The sequence below is a fragment of the Roseovarius litoreus genome (genome assembly GCF_900142765.1).
Taxonomy (GTDB): Bacteria; Pseudomonadota; Alphaproteobacteria; order Rhodobacterales; family Rhodobacteraceae; genus Roseovarius; species Roseovarius litoreus.
On record NZ_FRCB01000005.1, the window covers coordinates 17,535 to 30,491 of the forward strand.

General features: G+C 62.5%; 11 protein-coding genes and 2 tRNA genes. 7 read left to right on the top strand and 6 right to left on the bottom strand.

Features of this window, described 5'->3' with window-relative positions; all coding sequences use genetic code 11:
• Positions 1-41 precede the first annotated feature (41 nt).
• The 5 genes from F3H35_RS10780 to F3H35_RS10800 all read left to right on the top strand — a co-directional run bounded on the left by F3H35_RS10780 (position 42) and on the right by F3H35_RS10800 (position 6,904).
• Complete coding sequence (locus F3H35_RS10780) at positions 42-575, top strand: cold-shock protein (protein WP_149779611.1); 534 nt, start codon at positions 42-44, stop codon at positions 573-575.
• Positions 545-1,027: a DUF192 domain-containing protein gene (locus F3H35_RS10785; RefSeq protein ID WP_394852312.1), complete on the top strand. Its 483-nt coding sequence runs from the start codon at positions 545-547 to the stop codon at positions 1,025-1,027. The genes F3H35_RS10780 and F3H35_RS10785 overlap by 31 nt, the downstream gene beginning before the upstream one ends.
• Positions 1,028-1,070: 43 nt before the next feature.
• Positions 1,071-1,147, top strand: a tRNA-Pro gene (locus tag F3H35_RS10790).
• Between the two features lie 616 nt (positions 1,148-1,763).
• Positions 1,764-5,453 carry a vitamin B12-dependent ribonucleotide reductase gene (locus F3H35_RS10795; RefSeq protein ID WP_149779613.1) on the top strand — a complete coding sequence of 1,230 codons (3,690 nt, stop codon included), beginning with the start codon at positions 1,764-1,766 and terminating at the stop codon, positions 5,451-5,453.
• A 287-nt stretch (positions 5,454-5,740) separates the two neighbouring features.
• Positions 5,741-6,904, top strand: coding sequence for an iron-containing alcohol dehydrogenase (locus F3H35_RS10800; protein ID WP_149779614.1), 1,164 nt, complete (start codon positions 5,741-5,743; stop codon positions 6,902-6,904).
• Between the two features lie 38 nt (positions 6,905-6,942).
• On the opposite strand, the gene F3H35_RS10805 is transcribed toward F3H35_RS10800, so the two are convergent.
• Both F3H35_RS10805 and rocF read right to left on the bottom strand, forming a co-directional pair.
• Positions 6,943-7,995: an ornithine cyclodeaminase gene (locus F3H35_RS10805; protein ID WP_149779615.1), complete on the bottom strand. Its 1,053-nt coding sequence runs from the start codon at positions 7,993-7,995 to the stop codon at positions 6,943-6,945.
• 13 nt (positions 7,996-8,008) lie between these two features.
• A complete protein-coding gene (rocF, locus tag F3H35_RS10810) occupies positions 8,009-8,935 on the bottom strand; it encodes an arginase (protein ID WP_149779616.1) in 927 nt (308 codons plus the stop codon).
• 119 nt (positions 8,936-9,054) lie between these two features.
• Here rocF and F3H35_RS10815 point away from each other — a divergent pair, with 119 nt between their 5' ends.
• Positions 9,055-9,483, top strand: coding sequence for an Lrp/AsnC family transcriptional regulator (locus F3H35_RS10815; RefSeq protein WP_149779842.1), 429 nt, complete (start codon positions 9,055-9,057; stop codon positions 9,481-9,483).
• 114 nt (positions 9,484-9,597) lie between these two features.
• On the opposite strand, the gene F3H35_RS10820 is transcribed toward F3H35_RS10815, so the two are convergent.
• Positions 9,598-10,059, bottom strand: a complete 462-nt coding sequence (locus F3H35_RS10820; RefSeq protein ID WP_149779617.1) for a disulfide bond formation protein B — start codon at positions 10,057-10,059, stop codon at positions 9,598-9,600.
• Positions 10,059-10,637 (bottom strand): YqaA family protein, encoded by a 579-nt coding sequence (locus F3H35_RS10825; protein ID WP_149779618.1) that lies wholly within the window; start codon positions 10,635-10,637, stop codon positions 10,059-10,061. The genes F3H35_RS10820 and F3H35_RS10825 overlap by 1 nt, the downstream gene beginning before the upstream one ends.
• A 129-nt stretch (positions 10,638-10,766) precedes the next feature.
• On the opposite strand from F3H35_RS10825, the gene F3H35_RS10830 reads away from it, so the two are divergent.
• Positions 10,767-10,850, top strand: a tRNA-Leu gene (locus F3H35_RS10830).
• A gap of 166 nt (positions 10,851-11,016) precedes the next feature.
• Here F3H35_RS10830 and F3H35_RS10835 read toward each other — a convergent pair.
• Together F3H35_RS10835 and F3H35_RS10840 are read right to left on the bottom strand one after the other, a co-directional pair.
• Positions 11,017-11,784 (bottom strand): enoyl-CoA hydratase/isomerase family protein, encoded by a 768-nt coding sequence (locus tag F3H35_RS10835; RefSeq protein ID WP_149779619.1) that lies wholly within the window; start codon positions 11,782-11,784, stop codon positions 11,017-11,019.
• 8 nt (positions 11,785-11,792) lie between these two features.
• Positions 11,793-12,941 carry a CaiB/BaiF CoA transferase family protein gene (locus tag F3H35_RS10840; RefSeq protein WP_149779620.1) on the bottom strand — a complete coding sequence of 383 codons (1,149 nt, stop codon included), beginning with the start codon at positions 12,939-12,941 and terminating at the stop codon, positions 11,793-11,795.
• Positions 12,942-12,957 lie beyond the last annotated feature (16 nt).

A 12,957-nucleotide genomic window follows, 5' to 3' on the forward strand; every position in this document is an offset into this window, starting at 1 on the left:
AGACAGTCTTGGGGGATTAAGACTGTTTGGGTAGGAAAGAAGTGACCAAAGAAAATGAATTCACTCGTAGGATAAAAGGACGTGTTAAGTGGTTTGACCCTGTAAAGGGATTTGGTTTTGTTGTCGCCGATGAAGGCGGTCCTGATATTCTGTTACATGCCAATGTGTTGCGTAATTTCGGCCAGAGTTCTGTCGCCGACCGCGCAGGCGTTGAAATCGACGTACAAGATACGGAAAGAGGAATTCAGGCGGTTGAGGTTTATTCAATCGAGCCGCCTGATGACACGGAAGGCACCGGTCTGGCCGATCTCGATGAGATCGATCCCGAGGTGATCCGCTCGGCCCCATTGGAGCCGGCGAGAGTGAAATGGTTCGATAAGGGTAAGGGCTTCGGTTTTGCCAATACGTTCGGCCGTGACGAGGATGTCTTCGTGCATGTCGAGGTTCTGCGTCGCTCGGGTCTGGCAGATTTGCAACCGGGTGAAGCGCTTGCCATGCGTGTGATCGAAGGCAAACGTGGCCGTATGGCCACCGAGGTGTGTGGATGGGAAATGGCCGTAAGGGAACCGCGCTAGGCGCTTTGGTTCTGATTGTCTGCCTGGGCCTGCCGGCCTGGGCGTCCGAGTGTCGGCAAGACCAGGTCAATCTCAGGGGGTCCTGGGGCGAGGCGCGTTTCTCCGTCGAAGTGGCGGATGACGATGCCGAACGTGCACAGGGCCTCATGAATCGCGAAAGCATGCCTCGCAGTGCGGGCATGCTTTTCGTGTATCCTGCGCCCAAACGGGTGGGGTTCTGGATGAAAAACACCCTGATCCCGTTGGATATCATCTTCATGGATAATACCGGCACGGTGCAACATGTGCATCACCAGGCACAGCCGGGGGATCTTCGCCCGAAATTCGGCGGCGATAACATCCAGTATGTGCTCGAGATCAATGGGGGCCTTTCGAGGCAGATGGGGATCGCGCGCGGTACCCAGTTGCGGCATCCCGCAATCGCCCAAGATCGCGCGGCATGGTCCTGTTAGGCCTTTTCAATCCCGATCCGGCAGAGTAGACACGCCCACGGTCCGGGGCGTAGCGCAGTCTGGTAGCGCACCTGTTTTGGGTACAGGGGGTCGTGAGTTCGAATCTCGCCGCCCCGACCACTTCTCCACATTGATGATTGCCGCCGTGATGGCCCGCCGATTCTGTGCGGGCCGTGGCATTTTTGCCCCGTGATGCGCTTCCTATGGTGGGGTGCCTAGGGAATGACCACTATATGTAGTGGAGGGGCGGGCGCGGTGTTTTTGCTCGCCCGACGCGCTGAAGAGCGTTCGTTTGTCGCGTGGGTGGTTGGGGCAACACCTCAAATCCGGGCCATAACCCCCTAAAAACACGCTGCTTTCGACGATGCAGGGGCACCACCGCGCCTGCGTCGCAAAGCGGCATCGCGGCGCGGGTGAATCACATTGCGCGGCCCGGACCGAATTGCTGCTTGCAGGTCAATGAAATTTTTAGGTCCAAACTGGTAAAAATTACGTTGACCGCGCCCCTCTGCATACGTCACTTTGTATGGGCCGACGCTGAAGCCACAAGATATAGTGTGCGGCGGTCGGTCAGGGACAGAACCCCATCAGATACCCGACGTGATCGGGACCACAGACCTGTACGGTGTTGCGCCGTGCCGGAGCGGGGGACGTTTCTGCCGAATGACACGGCCCGACGGGGCTGCGGGATCGGACGACCTTGACGTGAAACGCTGAATTATGGGGCAGCAAGAACATGAAGATAGAAAGAAAGTTCACCAAAGCAGGGCAGGACGCTTACGCAGAGCTGGATTTCGTTACCACCAGCTCGGAAATCCGCAATCCGGATGGCACGACCGTTTTCAAACTGGACAACGTCGAGGTGCCTTCGCGCTGGAGCCAGGTGGCCAGCGACGTCATCGCACAGAAATATTTCCGCAAGGCCGGCGTTCCTGTCAAAGTGAAGCGCGTCAAGGAAAAGGGCGTTCCCAAGTTCCTGTGGCGTTCGGTTCCGGCGGATGACAACACCGGCTTCGAAGGCGAAACCAGCGCCAAGCAAGTGTTCGACCGTTTGGCCGGCGCTTGGGCCTATTGGGGCTGGAAAGGTGGGTATTTCACCACCGAGGAAGATGCGCGCTCCTATTTCGACGAGATGCGTTACATGCTGGCCCGCCAGATGGCGGCGCCCAACAGCCCGCAATGGTTCAACACCGGCCTGCATTGGGCCTATGGCATCGACGGCCCCAGCCAGGGCCATTACTACGTGGATTACCAGACGGGCGAACTGACCAAATCGAGCAGCGCCTATGAGCACCCGCAGCCTCATGCGTGTTTCATCCAGTCGGTCGCCGATGATCTGGTGGGCGATGGCGGCATCATGGATCTGTGGGTGCGCGAGGCGCGCCTGTTCAAATACGGCTCGGGCACTGGGACCAACTTCTCGAGCCTGCGGGCCGAGGGCGAAAAACTTTCGGGCGGTGGCAAGTCGTCGGGTCTAATGGGCTTTCTGAAGATCGGCGACCGTGCGGCGGGCGCGATCAAGTCGGGCGGCACCACGCGCCGGGCGGCCAAGATGGTGATCTGCGACGCGGACCACCCAGACATCGAAGAGTTCATCAACTGGAAGGTGCGCGAAGAGCAGAAAGTGGCATCGATCGTCGCTGGCTCCAAGATGCACGAGCAGAAGCTGAACGAGATCTTCGCGGCGATTCGCGAATGGGACGGCAGCAGCGAAGACGCTGTGGACCCCAAGAAGAACCCAAGCCTGAAGGCTGCGATCCGCAGCGCCAAGCAGGTGCAGATCCCGGAAACCTATGTCAAGCGCGTGCTGGATTACGCCAAGCAGGGCTATGTCAGCATCGAATTCCCGACCTATGACACCGATTGGGACAGCGAGGCCTATGCGAGCGTATCGGGCCAGAACTCGAACAACTCGATCCGGGTGACCGATGCGTTCCTCGAAGCGGTGCGCAAGGACGAGGACTGGGCGCTGATCAACCGCACAGATGGCGGCGTCGCCAAGACCATCAAGGCGCGCGATCTGTGGGAGCAGGTGGGCCATGCGGCATGGGCCTGTGCCGACCCGGGCATCCAGTATCACGACACCGTCAATGCGTGGCATACCTGCCCCGAGGATGGCGCGATCCGTGGCTCGAACCCGTGTTCCGAATACATGTTCCTTGACGACACGGCCTGCAACCTTGCGTCGATGAACCTGCTGCAGTTCTTCCACAACGGCGCGTTCGATGCGGAAAGCTATGTTCACGCCACCCGCCTGTGGACCGTGACGCTGGAAATCTCGGTGATGATGGCGCAATTCCCGTCCAAGGAAATCGCGCAACTGAGCTATGAGTTCCGGACACTCGGCCTTGGCTATGCCAATATCGGCGGCCTGTTGATGAATATGGGCCTTGGTTATGACAGCGACGAAGGCCGCGCGATGTGCGGTGCGCTGACCGCGATCATGACGGGCGTGTCCTATGCCACCTCGGCCGAGATGGCGGGCGAGCTTGGCGCCTTTGCGGGCTATGAGCGCAACCGCGAACATATGCTCCGGGTCATCCGCAACCACCGCAACGCGGCCTATGGCAATTCGGACGGGTACGAGGCGCTGGCGATCAAACCGCTGCCTCTCGACCAGAAGAACTGCCCGGATGCGCGGCTGGTGGATCTGGCGATGGCCAGCTGGGACGAGGCGCTGCGCCTGGGTGAAAAGCACGGCTATCGCAACGCGCAAGCCACCGTCATCGCACCCACCGGGACGATCGGTCTGGTCATGGATTGCGACACCACCGGGATCGAGCCGGACTTCGCGCTGGTCAAGTTCAAGAAGCTGGCCGGGGGTGGTTATTTCAAGATCATCAACCGCTCGGTGCCTGCCGCGCTTGAAAAGCTGGGCTATGGGTCGGCGCAGATCGAAGAGATCGTGAGCTACGCCGTTGGTCATGGCACGATCGGCAATGCGCCGGGTATCAACCATACCTCACTGGTGGGGCATGGGTTCGGCCCGAACGAGCTTCAGAAGATCGACGCAGCGCTCGGCAGCGCCTTCGATATCCGCTTCGTGTTCAACCAGTGGACGCTTGGCGCGGAATTCTGCACCAATGTTCTGGGCATTCCGGCGGAGAAGCTCAACGATCCGACCTTCGACATGCTGGCGCATCTGGGCTATTCGAAAGCCGATATCGACGCGGCCAACGATCACGTCTGCGGGACGATGACCCTGGAAGGTGCCCCGCATCTGAAAGAAGAGCATCTGAGCGTCTTCGACTGCGCCAATCCCTGCGGCAAGAAGGGCAAGCGTTATCTGAGCGTGGACAGCCACATCTACATGATGGCTGCGGCACAGAGCTTCATCTCGGGGGCGATCTCGAAGACGATCAACATGCCCAACGACGCCACGATCGAGGATTGCCAGAAGGCCTATGAGTTGAGCTGGTCGCTCGGGGTGAAAGCCAATGCGCTTTACCGTGACGGCTCGAAACTCAGCCAGCCGCTCGCCGCAAGCCTTGTCGAGGATGACGAGGACGCCGCCGAGATCCTGGAAAACGGCTCGGCACAGGAAAAGGCCGCCGTTCTGGCCGAGAAGATCGTCGAGAAGGTCATCGTCAAGGAGATCATCAAATCGCATCGCCAGAAGATGCCCGAACGCCGCAAGGGCTATACCCAGAAGGCGATCGTGGGCGGGCACAAGGTGTATCTGCGCACCGGCGAATACGAGGATGGCAACCTTGGCGAAATCTTCATCGACATGCACAAGGAAGGGGCCGGCTTCCGCGCGATGATGAACAACTTCGCCATCGCGGTGTCGGTTGGCCTGCAATATGGTGTGCCGCTGGAAGAGTTCGTCGATGCCTTCACCTTCACCAAGTTCGAGCCGGCAGGCATGGTGCAGGGCAATGACAGCATCAAGAATGCGACGTCCATCCTCGACTACATCTTCCGGGAACTGGCGGTCAGCTATCTGGACCGTACGGACCTGGCGCATGTGAAGCCGCAGGGCGCGTCCTTCGACGATCTGGGACGCGGCGAGGAAGAGGGCGTGTCCAATGTCAGCGAGATGAGCGATGCCGCCGCCTCGCGGTCGCTGGAGGTGCTCAAGCAGATCAGCTCGACAGGCTATCTGCGAAAGCGTCTGCCTCAGGAGTTGGTGGTGCTGAACGGCGGACAGGCCGGCGCCACGGCCTATCAGACATCGGGCGATCCGGTGCAGACCTTGCAGACCCTGGTTCCCGAAACCGCCACGGCGCGGGCCGCGATGGCGGCCACCACGACCACCATGACCGCGACCTATGCGACAGGGTCGGTGTCGATGGATGCGGCGTCCAAGGCACGGATGCAGGGCTATGAGGGCGAAGCCTGCGGGGAATGCGGCAACTACACGCTGGTGCGCAACGGCACCTGCATGAAGTGCAACACCTGCGGCTCCACCTCGGGCTGTAGCTAAGGAGATCGCGCCCTCGACGGGGGGCGCGTGGACAGCACGGGGCCGGATGGTTTCGTGAGGTCACAGAAACAGGGTGGGGGCGAACCGGCTTCGACTCATCGTGTTCCGGGGCGAGTGCGCTCGCCCCCGACGCGGATCAGGCCGCAGGCAGAAACCGGGCGGTACAAAGAGTGAGCCTGATCTCGTGAACCTCAGGGGCGCCATGATGGCGCCCCTTTTTTCTTGCGCGCAACGGCCCGCAGACGCTTTTCTGCGCGCGATCCCTGTGACAGACAGGATCGCGCACCATGCAAAGGACCATCACCATGACGCTTGCCGCTTTCTCGTTCCTGTCGCCGGGGGAAATCCTGTTTGGGCGGGGCATGGCGCAACAGGCAGTGTCGCGGATCGCGCAACGGGCCGATCGCGTCTTGCTTGTACATGGGGCCGCTGCCGGCCGTGTCGCGTGGTTGCGCGATGATCTGGCCGCAGCTGGCGTTCAGGTCGAGGGGTTTGCCGTTCCCCAAGAGCCCGATGTCGCGCTGATCGAGGCGGGGGTGGCGGCAGCGCGCACATGCGGCGCGCGCGTGATCGTCGCCTGCGGCGGTGGATCGGTGATCGATGCGGGCAAGGCAATCGCTGCGTTGGTGCCTGCGACACGCCCCATGCTGGAGCATCTCGAGGTGGTCGGGCAGGGTCTTCCGCTGGATCATGCGCCTATGCCGTTCATCGCAATCCCCACGACCGCCGGAACCGGGGCCGAGGTGACGAAGAACGCGGTGATTGCCGTGCCCGAGGCGCGGCGCAAGGTGTCGCTGCGTGATCCGCGCATGATCGCGGATGTGGCGATTGTCGATCCGGCTCTGACAGATGGCACGCCATGGGCCGTAACCCTTGCCAGTGGGCTGGACGCCGTAACGCAGGTGATCGAGCCCTATGTCAGCCCCAAGGCCAATGCCCTGACCGATGCGCTCTGCCGGGATGCCATTCCACGTGGTCTGAAGGCGCTCTGCCGTCTGCGGGAGGGGGAGTCCTCGGAGGCGCGTGACGCGATGGCATTGGTCAGTCTTTACGGCGGCTTGGCGCTGGCGAACGCGGCGCTTGGGGCGGTGCATGGGCTGGCCGGTCCGATCGGTGGGATGTCCGGGGCGCCGCATGGTGCGGTCTGCGGGCGATTGCTGCCCTTCGTTCTGGCGTGCAACGCCGAACGCGCGACGGGTGACGCAAGCGGGCGTCTGGCGCGGGTGTCGGAATGGATCGCCGATGCCTTGGGCGGCACCGCCGATCAGGCCCCCGATAGGCTTGTCGACTGGGCCGAGGCTGCGGGTCTTCCCGGCCTTGCGGCAATGGGCGTTCGGACAGCGGATCACGAGGATCTGGCGCAGGCGGCGGTTGGGTCCTCGTCGATGAAGGGCAATCCGGTGCCTTTGGAGTTGGCGGATCTGGTGGCGCTGATGAGGGATGCGGCCTGAAGCTTTCCGCCTTTGATCTGAGCACAAGCGAAACGCGTTCAGGGGGCCGCGCGCTGCAGCATCCCGAACAGATCACGCGGATCATCGGGGTCGGCCAGAAGATCCAGCTCCATGTAAAGATCGGTCCCCTTGATCGCGTCGCGCAGATAGCGCAGGGCGCTGAAATCCTCGATGGCGAAGCCGACGCTGTCGAAAAGCGTGATCTGCCCGGTGCTGGTGCGCCCCGGTTTGCGGCCCGCGATGACCTCCCAGATCTGCGTGACAGGGTGATCGGAGGGCAATTGCTGGATTTCGCCCTCGATCCGGGTCTGGTCAGGATATTCCACGAAGATGTCGCTGCGTAGAAGGACGGCGGGGGCCAGTTCCGTCTTGCCGGGACAGTCGCCGCCGATCGCGTTGATATGGACACCGGCGCCGACCATGTTGTCGGTCAGGATCGTCGCATATTGCTTGTCGGCGGTGCAGGTGGTGATGATCTGCGCGCCTTCTATCGCGGCCTCGGCGCTGTTGCATACATGAACATCCAGCCCCAAGCCTCTGAGATTATTGGCTGCTTTGCGTGTCGCGGCGGGGTCGATATCCCACAGGCGCACTGATCTGAGGCCGCAGATCGCCTTCATGGCAAGGCTTTGGAATTCCGACTGCGCCCCGTTGCCGATCATCGCCATCGTGTCCGCGCCTTTCGGCGCAAGGTGCCGCGCCACCATCGCCGAGGTGGCGGCCGTGCGCAGCGCGGTCAGGATCGTCATCTCGCTCAAAAGCACCGGGTAGCCATTGCCGACATCCGCCAGAAGACCGAAGGCGGTGACGGTCTGAAGCCCCTGACGGGTGTTGCCGGGGTGGCCGTTGACATATTTGAACCCGTAGACCTCGCCGTCGGATGTGGGCATCAGTTCGATCACGCCTTTGGCGGAATGGCTGGCGACACGGGGGGTCTTGTCGAAAAGCTCCCATCGGCGGAAATCCTGTTCGATATAGTCGGCCAGACCGCGCAGCATCGGCTCGATGCCGATGTGATGAACAAGCTTCATCATCGTTTCGACCGAGACGAAAGGCACCAAGGCTTTTGCTGAAGGTGCAGAGTGTTTCATGGTTTTATCCCTTTTATCCAAAGGCTTGTGTCTGGCGGTCAAAGACACGGCGACCAAGGGCCGAGGCCACGAGATCGACCATCACCTGTGCCGTGCGGCCGCGCTCGTCGAGAAACGGATTGAGCTCAACAAGGTCCAGAGAGCTCATCAACCCGCTGTCGCAGATCATCTCCATGACGAGATGCGCTTCGCGGATGGTGGCGCCGCCGGGGACGGTCGTGCCGACGGCGGGGGCGAAACCGGGGTCCAGAAAATCCACGTCGAACGAGACATGCAGCGCGCCATTTGCCTGGGCGACCGTGTCGAGGAAGGCGGCGAGGGGGCGGGCGATGCCGGTCTCATCGATGTCGCGCATATCGTGGCGGCGGATGCCGGAGGCCTGCAGCATGTCGCGTTCGGCCGCATCCACGGAGCGCAGGCCGAGGATGCAGATATGGTCCTCGGGGATCGGGTTCGGGACCGGTGGAAAACCGGAAAATCCAAATTTCCCAGTGGCATAGGCGAGGGGGGTGCCATGCAGGTTTCCGGAGGTCGAGCTTGACGGCGTGTGAAAATCGCTATGGGCGTCGAGCCAGAGCACGAATTGGGGTTTGCCCTGTGCGGCGGCGTGGCTGGCCATGCCGGTGACGGACCCCAAAGACAGGCTGTGGTCGCCGCCCAGAAAGATCGGCAGATCACCCACGGCAATGGATTGTGCCGTGTTTGCAATGGCTTGCGTCCAGCCGACCGTCTGGGCCGGGGCATGGATATGGGCCGGCATGTCGCAGCGGTCAGCGACAGGCAGGGGGGAGAGGTTGCCGAGGTCGGTGACGTGGTGACCAAGGCCGGTCAGGGCATCGTGCAACCCGGCGACGCGGAGGGCGTCGGGGCCCATGAGGCAGCCCTCGCGGCGTTTGCCGCTATCGACCGGGGCGCCGATCAGAACGCAGTTTCGAGGCATGGTGCGAAAAATCCCGTATAAAGACTTGGGAAATATTTCGCCGATATGGGTTGATTTACAGCGGTCAAATTGCACATTTAGATGGTATAATCTCCGAAATGACAGCCGGAACGGACGATATGGACGAAACGGATCGCAAGTTGATTTCGGCGCTGCGGCACGACGCGAGGGCATCCTTATCGGATCTGGCGATGATGCTGGGGGTGTCGCGGACCACGGTGCGGGGGCGGATCGAGCGGTTGAAAGCCTCGGGGGAGATCCTTGGTTTTTCAGTCGTCCTGAAGGCGGATACCGCCAGAGATCCGGTGCGAGGGCTGATGATGATCGGAATCGAAGGTCGCGGCACGGATAGAATAATACGTCAGATCAATGGGTTGAGCGCGGTTCGGGCGGTGCATACCACGAATGGGCGGTGGGATCTGATCGTGGAGATCGGGACCGGGACGCTGGAAGAGTTCGACGCGATTTTGGGGCAAATCCGGAGATTCGACGGGATTGCCAGCTCGGAAACCAGCCTTTTGCTCAACACTCGCAAATCCGGCAACTGACCGGTGGGCGATGTGTAGGATTTGTACGAAACCTACACGCGATTGGGACGAACCGGGATCCGTTTGGCGCAATTTGTGTCCATGTTGTACACAACGCGGCCCGCCAGACCCAAATCAGGCCCGGCGGAAGGCCATGATCCAGAAGGCGACGAGCACCAGCGAGGCGAGCATGTTCCAGCTGGCCATCGAGAGGCCGAACATCTGCCAGGGCACCTCGTCGCAGCGCACGAGGGGGGCGGCCATGATCTGCGCGAAGAGGTCATCGGCACTCATCCCCGAGGCGCCACCGGCAGAGCAGGAGGCCGGGCCTTCCCACCAGTCCCGCTCGACCCCGGTGTGATAGAAACCGATGGCGGCGGTGGTGAGGGCGGCGAGCGCGCCAAGCAGCGTCAGCGCCGCAATCGGCACCAGCAGGGCCACCGCGCCGATGCCGATGGCGGCCCAATGCGGATACCGTTGCCAGTAGCACAGTTTGCAGGGGGGCATGTCGCCGAGATACTGAAAGCCGAGGGCGCCCAGCATCAGCGCTGCCGACCCGCCCGCCGCGAGCAGGATCCATATGCGGCGCGACGGCATCACAGGTGCCGCACCAGATAGAAGCCGCCGAAGAGCAGCGCGACGAAAAGGATGGCCATCAGGCCCAGACGGCGCTCGATGAAATCGCGGATCGGCGCGCCGTATTTCCACAGCAGGGCGGCGACGAGAAAGAACCGAAAGCCCCGCGCGAGAATCGAGGTGGCGATGAAGGTGACCAGCGGCATCCCGGTCCAGCCCGACATGATGGTGATGACCTTGTAGGGAAACGGCGTGATCCCGGCGGTCAGCACCGCCCAGAAGCCGAAATCGTTGAAGCGGGTGTTGAACTCGGTCATGGCGTCGCCCTTGCCGAGCGATTCGAGGATCGGCTGGCCCACCTGTTCATAGGCCAGCGCGCCGATCGCATAGCCCAGGATCCCGCCGAGCACGGAACTGACAAGGGCGACCAGAGCGATCAGCCATGCCCGCGAGGGCCGCGCCAGGATCATCGGGATCATCAGCACATCCGGCGGGATCGGGAAGACCGAGCTTTCCACGAAAGACACCGCCGCCAGCACCCAAAGTGCGCGGGGGTGGTCGGACATGCGGATCGTCCAGTCATAAAGCCGTCTGAGCATGATGGGGCATCCTGTTGCCGGGGTGAGGGCGTCTGAGCATGCAAGGGCCGGGCGGTCAAGCACGAGTTGTGCAAATTTCCGTCAGTGGCTCTGGACGAGGGCGCAAGGCTTGGATAGACGATAAGCTGTGCCCAAGTGGCGGAACGGTAGACGCAGGGGATTCAAAATCCCCCGCCGCAAGGCGTGTGGGTTCGAATCCCACCTTGGGCACCATCCGAAATCCGCAGAAATATGAGTGGTCGTGCTGAACCCGAATAGGCGGGAAGGCCGCGCGCTGCCGATCCGGGTCATCCTTGCCAAGGTTTCAGAGCGACTCGGCTCGTCGGGGCACAGGTGACGGGCCTCACGCCCGGGCGATGTGTCTGCGGTCGCGGCTGTGTCACCCTGCAGGGGGTGCCGCGCGTTTCTCAGAGCTTTGGGCCTCCATCCGCTGTCGATAGGCGAGAATGCGATCCTTGAGCCCGGGCCGTCCGGCGGTTCGGACCACTGCCGCGAGGTCGAGATCATCGGTGTCGGGGTTTGTGAGCCGGAGCATGTCGCGGGTGGCGCGGTCAGGCAGGCTGCGGGCGCGGGCGGCGAGGCGGTCGATCAGCGCGGGCCAGTCGGCGGGCTCGGCGATCTCCGTGGCCAGACCGAGCGAGACGGCTTCCGGGGCGGCGACGGTGCGGGTGTCGATCAGCATGTCGCGCGCGCCGTCCATACCGATCAGCTGCGCCAGCCGCCTTGTGCCGAGCGCCAGCTCGAAATTCCAGCCGGGCATCCGGAACCTGGTGTCCTGGGTCGCGACGCGCTTCCAGCAGGCGGCGAAGAGGTCCGCGCCTGCGCCGACCACCTGGCCCTGGGCCAGGGCGACGATGGGGAAGGGCGCCTTGTGCACCTTCTGCAACAGCATCTCGATCCGCACGAAGCGCCACAGAAGATCCCCGTCGCTCATGTCTTCGAGACCGGAGAGATCGAAGCCCGCGCAGAAATGCCTGCCATTGCCCCGGAGGATGGCGAGGCGCACGCCTTGCGCGGTGTCGAGCGTGTCGATCATCCGCTCGACCATATCGGGCGCCAGCGCGTTTGCCTTGGCCGGAGTGTCGAGCGTGAGGGTGAGTACATCCTCGTGCTGATCGACCAGAAGGTTGGGGGCGGGAGCGGTCATCGGCTGTCCTATGCCTCGCCGCTGGCTGTCAGTTGGGCCAGTATTTCGTCGGTATGCTCGCCAAGGGCCGGGGGCCTGCGGGTGACCGACTGCGCCGTGTCGTTGATGCGCAAGACCGGGCCGAAGGTCTGGGTGGTCACGCCGTTGGGCAGCGCGATCTGCTGCACCCAGCCCATATGCGCCACTTGCGGGTCCTGCAGAACCTCGGGATAGGTGTTGATCGGGCTGCAGGGCACGCCCGCTTCGTGGAAGGCGGCGATCCAATGCGCGATGGGTTTCGTGCGGAAGATCGCCTCGAGCAGATCGCGCAGCGTGTCCTGGTTCTGTGCCCGGGTTGTGGGGTCGATGAACCTTGGGTCTTTTTCGAGGTCTTCGCGGCCCACGACGCGGCAGACCGAGGCCCAGAGACCGTTATTGCCCGCCGCCATGCCGAAATGGCCATCCTCGGCTTCGAACGCCTGATAGGGGGCGTTGCGCGGATGGGCCGATCCCAGCTTGCGGGGGGCTTTGCCGGTGCCGAAGAATTCGCTGGTCTGGAGGGCCGAGACCCCAAGCGTCGCCCCCAGCATGGAGACGTCGATATGCTGGCCCTTGCCGGTGCTTGCGCGGGCATTGAGGGCTGCGGCGATCCCATAGGCCCCGTAAAGCCCGGAGACGAAATCGCACAGGGGCACGCCGCATTTGACCGGCGCGCCGCCCGGTTCGCCGGTGACGCTCATCACGCCGCTCATGGCCTGCATGGTGAGATCGAAGCCGCCTTCGCCGGAGCGGGGGCCGGTCTGACCGAAGGCGGAGATCGAGCAATAGATGAGGCCGGGATTCAGCGCGGACATGGTGGCGTAGTCGAGTCCGTTTCGTTGCATCACGCCGGGGCGGAAATTCTCGAGCACGACATCCGCACCAAGGATCAACCGGCGTGCATGGGCGATGTCGCCGGGATCCTTCAGGTTCAGGCAGATCGACCGTTTGCCGCGATTGACCGAGGCGAAATTTTCGCTGTAGCCGTCGGTGAGCGGGGGCCATGTGCGCATCGCATCGCCGTTCGGACGCTCGACCTTGATCACATCGGCGCCCATGTCAGCCAGCAGCATCCCGCAAAAGGGGCCGGCCGCGATTTCGCAAAACTCGATGACTTTGATGCCATTCAGTGAGGACATGGTCTGGTTCAATCCT

Excerpts from the sequence above, each read along its gene's own strand:
- F3H35_RS10785 (WP_394852312.1), top strand. The coding sequence starts at position 545 with ATGGGAAATGGCCGTAAGGGAACCGCGCTAGGCGCTTTGGTTCTGATT.
- F3H35_RS10795 (WP_149779613.1), top strand. The coding sequence starts at position 1,764 with ATGAAGATAGAAAGAAAGTTCACCAAAGCAGGGCAGGACGCTTACGCA.
- F3H35_RS10800 (WP_149779614.1), top strand. The coding sequence starts at position 5,741 with ATGCAAAGGACCATCACCATGACGCTTGCCGCTTTCTCGTTCCTGTCG.
- F3H35_RS10805 (WP_149779615.1), bottom strand. The coding sequence starts at position 7,995 with ATGAAACACTCTGCACCTTCAGCAAAAGCCTTGGTGCCTTTCGTCTCG.
- rocF (WP_149779616.1), bottom strand. The coding sequence starts at position 8,935 with ATGCCTCGAAACTGCGTTCTGATCGGCGCCCCGGTCGATAGCGGCAAA.
- F3H35_RS10815 (WP_149779842.1), top strand. The coding sequence starts at position 9,055 with ATGGACGAAACGGATCGCAAGTTGATTTCGGCGCTGCGGCACGACGCG.
- F3H35_RS10820 (WP_149779617.1), bottom strand. The coding sequence starts at position 10,059 with ATGCCGTCGCGCCGCATATGGATCCTGCTCGCGGCGGGCGGGTCGGCA.
- F3H35_RS10825 (WP_149779618.1), bottom strand. The coding sequence starts at position 10,637 with ATGCTCAGACGGCTTTATGACTGGACGATCCGCATGTCCGACCACCCC.
- F3H35_RS10835 (WP_149779619.1), bottom strand. The coding sequence starts at position 11,784 with ATGACCGCTCCCGCCCCCAACCTTCTGGTCGATCAGCACGAGGATGTA.
- F3H35_RS10840 (WP_149779620.1), bottom strand. The coding sequence starts at position 12,941 with ATGTCCTCACTGAATGGCATCAAAGTCATCGAGTTTTGCGAAATCGCG.